At 71.7% G+C, this 4,952-nt stretch carries 6 protein-coding genes; 2 read left to right on the forward strand and 4 right to left on the reverse strand.

The features are described 5' to 3' along the window. Positions 1-89: 89 nt before the first annotated feature. Positions 90-1,298, reverse strand: coding sequence for a Zn-dependent hydrolase (locus HMPREF0731_RS04485; RefSeq protein ID WP_007002842.1), 1,209 nt, complete (start codon positions 1,296-1,298; stop codon positions 90-92). A gap of 131 nt (positions 1,299-1,429) precedes the next feature. Between HMPREF0731_RS04485 and HMPREF0731_RS04490 the strand changes: the two genes are divergently transcribed. Then, complete coding sequence (locus tag HMPREF0731_RS04490; RefSeq protein ID WP_157135922.1) at positions 1,430-1,699, forward strand: hypothetical protein; 270 nt, start codon at positions 1,430-1,432, stop codon at positions 1,697-1,699. Between the two features lie 72 nt (positions 1,700-1,771). Continuing rightward, a complete protein-coding gene (locus HMPREF0731_RS04495; RefSeq protein WP_157135923.1) occupies positions 1,772-2,017 on the forward strand; it encodes a hypothetical protein in 246 nt (81 codons plus the stop codon). 75 nt (positions 2,018-2,092) lie between these two features. On the opposite strand, the gene HMPREF0731_RS04500 is transcribed toward HMPREF0731_RS04495, so the two are convergent. The 3 genes from HMPREF0731_RS04500 to HMPREF0731_RS04510 all read right to left on the reverse strand — a co-directional run. Beyond that, on the reverse strand, positions 2,093-2,863 hold the full coding sequence (locus tag HMPREF0731_RS04500) for an SDR family NAD(P)-dependent oxidoreductase (protein WP_007002845.1): 771 nt from the start codon (positions 2,861-2,863) through the stop codon (positions 2,093-2,095). Next, entirely contained in the window at positions 2,860-3,849 is a 990-nt protein-coding gene (locus HMPREF0731_RS04505) for a 3-hydroxyacyl-CoA dehydrogenase family protein (RefSeq protein WP_007002846.1), read from the reverse strand. Before HMPREF0731_RS04505 ends, HMPREF0731_RS04500 begins: the two co-directional genes overlap by 4 nt. 4 nt (positions 3,850-3,853) lie before the next feature. Next, the coding region (locus HMPREF0731_RS04510) for a thiamine pyrophosphate-binding protein (protein ID WP_007002847.1) at positions 3,854-4,952 on the reverse strand (1,099 nt) is incomplete at its 5' end.

A 4,952-nucleotide genomic window follows, 5' to 3' on the forward strand; every position in this document is an offset into this window, starting at 1 on the left:
CCAGGCTGCCGCCGTCTCCCGGTGAAGCGGGACGCCAACTGAAAAAAGTTTTTTGGTTCTTTTTTTCAAAAAAGAACGCTTTCCCTGTGCTAGTTCGACCCCGCCAGGAAGCGCGCCCCCGCCTCCACCAGCGTCTCGACACCGAGCGCCAGGTCTTCCTCCTTGGTGTCCTCCGCCCAGTGATGGCTGATGCCGCCGATCGAGGGCACGAACAGCATCGCCGACGGCATAAGCTGCGCGATGTATTGCGCGTCATGCCCGGCGCCGCTCGGCATCACCTGCCAGGCGCCGGGCGCCAGCGCCTCGGCCGCCGCCTGCAAAGCGCGCATCATGCCGGGGTCGCACAAGGCGGGCGTCGCCTTGCCCACGGCGGTCAGCGTGGTCTCGCAGCGCTCGCGCCGGTTGCTTTCCTGCACCAGGCGGCGCAGCCCGGCCTCCATCTCCTCCAGCTTGGCCAACGAGACATCGCGGAACTGGAACAGCACATCGGCACGGCCGGGGATGATGCTGGGCGCGCCGGGGTCGAGGGTGATGCGCCCGGTGGTCCAGGTGCTGCGCTCGCCACAGAAGCGCGGGAACTCGGCGTCGATCGCCGCCAGCAGCCGCACCGCCGTCAGCCCGGCGTCGCGGCGCTCGGCCATGGTGGTGCCGCCGGCATGGTCCTGCTGCCCCTCCACCAGCAGCCGCCACTGCCAGATGGCGACGATGCCGCTGACGATGCCGAGCCGCAGCCCGGCGCGCTCCAGCTGCGTGCCCTGCTCGATATGCATCTCGAAGAAGCCCTTGTGCCGGCCTGGTTCGAGTTGCATCCGCGGCAGCCCGGCGAGGCCGGCGGCGGCGAGCGCGTCGCGCAGCTTCGTGCCGTCGCTGCGGTTGCGGCTGCGGTCGATCTCCTCCTCCGACAGGTCGCCGATGATCGAGCGGCTGCCCAGGAAGCCGCCCTCGAAATGCCCTTCCTCATCGGCGAAGGCGCAGACATCGACCGGCAGGCCGGCGCGCGCCATGGCCAGCGCGCCGACGACACCCAGCGCGCCATCCAGCCAGCCGGCCTCGTTCTGCGTCTCGATATGGCTGCCGGCCAGCAGGTGCGGCCCCGGCCCCTTGTGCCGGCCATAGACATTGCCGATGCCATCGATGCTGGCCTCCAGCCCCACCTCCTCCATCTTCCGCATCAGCCAGCGGCGCGATTCCATGTCCTGCGGCGAATAGGTCGGGCGGTGCACCCCCGTGCGATAGGCGCCGATCTGGCGCAGCTCGTGCAGGTCCTGGAGAAAGCGGGCGGTGTCGGCCTTTGGCATGGCGGGGTTCCCTGGGCGGCGGAGCCGGCATGGTGCGGCGCGGGGCGCCGCGCGGCAAGCCCACTTCAGAACGCTTGTAAAACAAAAACATCCGTGCCATGCAGGCGATCATCCGGAAAAGGGAGGTCGCCATGCAAAGGCTTCGCCTGCGGGGGCTCGCCATGCATGCGGATGAGTTGCACCGCTTCATCGCCGAGATGGAGCTGCGGCCAGCCCTGGCCGAGGCGATCCATGAGGAGATCGACCTGCTGTCGGAGGCCGCGGACGCGGCGCAGGTGCTGCGCCGCTACGGCTACGAGGTGACGGCCGAGGACATCCTGCGCCACAAGGCGGAGACGACGCGGCGCATGGCGGCGGGCGACCTGGCCGTGCCGCCCTGGTTCCTCGGACGGCTGCGCTAGGCGCAATTGCGCAGGCATCCCATGCCGCCTCTCGCGCTTTTCCTCCCTGTTGCGAACGACAAGGAGGATCGCATGCTCAAGCTGGCCGCTTTGGCCTATCTGCCCGTCAACGCGGTGCTGTTCGGCTTCATGTCGATGGCGCTGGCGCTGGTCCCTGGCCTGACACGGGATTTCGGCACCGCCGCCACCGCCTATTACGGCGCCGCCGCGCTCAGCTTCCTCCTCGCCCTGCCGATCTCCTGGCTGGTGGCGCGGCGGATGCTGACGCGGCGGGAACGCCGGCTGCTCGACGCCCAGACCGGCGCCGGGGACCGCTGAACGCAGAGCGGCGCGATGCCCCCGCGCCGCCCTGCGGCCCAGCACCGGGCCTGAGCCTACTGCCTTCCGCGCGCCTCAGCGCGATTCCAGCGTCAGCCCGCCATCGACCACCACGGTCTGGCCGGTGACCATGCCCGCCCCCGCCAGCAGGAAGACGATCACCTCCGCCAGGTCCTCCGGCGTGCAGCGGCGCTTCAGCAGCGCCTTCTCGGCCGAGGCGGCGCGGCGCTCCTCGGTCCATTGCACCATCCAGGCGGAATCGACGGCGCCGGGCGCCACCGCATTGACGCGCACCCTGGGGGCCAGGCCGCGCGCCAGGTTCTTCGTCAGGCTGACGACACCCGCCTTGGTGGCGCCATAGGCCATCGAGCTGCCGGGGCTGTCGAGACCGGCGATGGAGGCGACATTGACCACCGCGCCGCCGGCCTCCTGCAGCGCCGTCGCCGCCGCCTTGGCGCAGCGGAACACGCCGAGCAGGTTCACCTGCAGCACGGTCTGCCACAGCTCCTCGGTCAGCCGCTCCAGCGCGGTGGGCGGGATCAGGCTGCTGGTGCCGGGCGTGCCGGCATTGTTCACCAGATAGTCGAGCCCGCCGAGCTCGGCGATGGCCGCCTCCACCATGCGCGGCCCGTCCGTGGCATCGCCCACATTGCCGGGGGCGGCGATGATGTCATGCCCGGCGGCGCGCAGCTCGGCCACCATCTCCGGCCCGCGCGGATCGTCGGCCAGATGGTTGAGGGCGACACGGCAGCCGGCGCCGGCCAGCAGCCGCACCGTCGCCAGCCCGATGCCGGAGGCGCCTCCGGTGACCAGGGCACGCTTGCCGGAAAGCTCGTAGCGGATCATCGCTTGGTCTCGTCCTGCCTGTTGTCGGGAGTGGTGCCGGCGGCCAGCCCGGCCATCGGGCCGATCTGCCGCAGCGCGCGCTTCAGCGCGATCAGCCTGCGGTCGCGCTCGGCCATCAGGGTGGCGGGGTCGGCCCCGCCCCAGTCGTAGAAGCCGCGCCCGGCCATGACGCCGGTGCGGCCCTGCTCCAGCGCCGCGTCCAGCGTGGTGCTGCGGCCCTGCGGCTCGGGCGGCGCGTACATGCGGTTGGCGAGCGCATGGGCGGAGAGCGGCAGGCCGGTGAAATCGCCCTTCGCCATCTGGCCCAGCAGCAGCAGGCGCAGGCCGAGGCCGTGGATGATCGCCTCGTCGATCTCCTGCGGCGTGGCGTAGCCCTCATCCATCAGCCGGTAGCATTCGAGGGAGAGCGCCGATTGCAGCCGGTTGGCGATGTAGCCGGGCAGGAAGCGCCGCATCACCAGCGGCACCTTGCCCATGCGGCGGAGTTCCGCCGCCAGTTCCTCCACCACCGCCTCGGGGCAGTCCGGGCTGCCCACCAGGTCGACCAGATCCACCAGATAGGGCGGCGTGTACCAGTGCATGATCAGCGCGCGCTTCAGGCGCGCGGGCGGCATCAGCGGGAAGACGTCGAGATAGGAGGTGTTGCTGGCCAGCAGCGCCTCCGCCGGCATCAGCGCGTCGAGCTCGGCGAAGAGGGCGCGCTTCGGCTCGGGCTTCTCGATGATCGCCTCGATCACCAGGGCGGCATCGGCGACGGTCTCGGCCAGGGTGGCGTGCAGGGTGACGTTCTGGCGCAGCCCCTCGGCGGAGAGGCCGCCGGCCTCGCTCTCCGCCTCCAGCGTGGCGCGGGCCTTCTCCATCAGGCCGGGGGCGCGGGCCAGCGCCTCGGGGTTGCTGTCGGTCAGCCGCACGCGGTGGCCGCCGATGGCGAAGACCAGGGCCAGCGCATGGCCCATCAGCCCGGCGCCGATGATGGCGATGTTCATGGGGTCAGCTCTCCGGCGTCCAGGGTTCGGGGGCGCGGTGGTCGATGCCGGTCATCACCTCGACCAGCACGGTCTCGTCCGATGCCATGGCCTCGCGCAGGGCGGGGCCGATCTCCCCGGCGCGCTCGACGCGGATGCCGCGCAGGCCGAAGCCGCGCGCGATGGCGCAGAAATCGGTGTGCTCGCCGAAGCGCAGCAGCGTGCCCGCGACCTCCGGCCGGTTGCCGGCGGCGCGCAGCAGGTTCGGCCAGCCCTGGCCGAAGCCGCGATTGTTGTTGACCACCAGCGTCACCGCGATGCCGCGGCGCTTCGCCGTCTCCAGCTCGGTCAGATGGTAGTAGAGCGCGCCATCGCCGCTGTAGCAGACCACCTTGCGCGCCCCGGCCGCGCATTTGGCGCCGAGCGCGGCCGGGAAGGCCCAGCCCAGCGAGCCGGCGGCGCGGAGATACTCCTGCCCGGCCCCGTTGAACTCCACCAGCGTGCCGGTCCAGATGCCGGAATAGCCGGTATCCGCCACCAGCACCCCATCCTCGGGCAGGCTGGCAGAAATCTCGGCGCAGAGGCGGGCGGGGTCGATCGGCGCCTCGTCGGAGGTGAGGCGTGGCGCCATGGATTGGCGCCATTCCGCCACCCAGGCCGCCGCCTGGTCGGCGAAGCTTTCTTCTCGTGCCGGGCGGCCCAGCGCGTCGGCCAGCGCCGCCAGGCCCGCGGCCGGGTCGCAGAGCAGGTCGAGCGCCGTGGCCCCGCCGGCGCTGTCCTGCGCCAGCTCCATCGGATCGGCATCCAGGCGGATGATCTCGGCCCCCGCGCGCGGCAGGCGCCAGTTCAGCGTCACCTGGTCGCCACCATCGCAGCCCACCATCAGCACCAGGTCGGCGGCATGCAGCACGCGGTTGGCCGGCGGCGCGGAATAGGTGCCGGAAACCCCCGCCACCAGGGGGTGCCGCGTCGGCACCAGCGCCCGGGCGCCGAGGCTGGTGACGATGGGGGCCTTCAGCCGCTCGGCCAGCGCCAGCAGTTCCGCCCCGCAGCGCGATTGCGCCGCGCCGTCACCCGCCAGGATGGCGACGCGCGGGCAGGCGGCGAGCCGCCGCGCGGCGTCC

The organism is Pseudoroseomonas cervicalis ATCC 49957 (assembly GCF_000164635.1).
GTDB lineage: Bacteria > Pseudomonadota > Alphaproteobacteria > Acetobacterales > Acetobacteraceae > Pseudoroseomonas > Pseudoroseomonas cervicalis.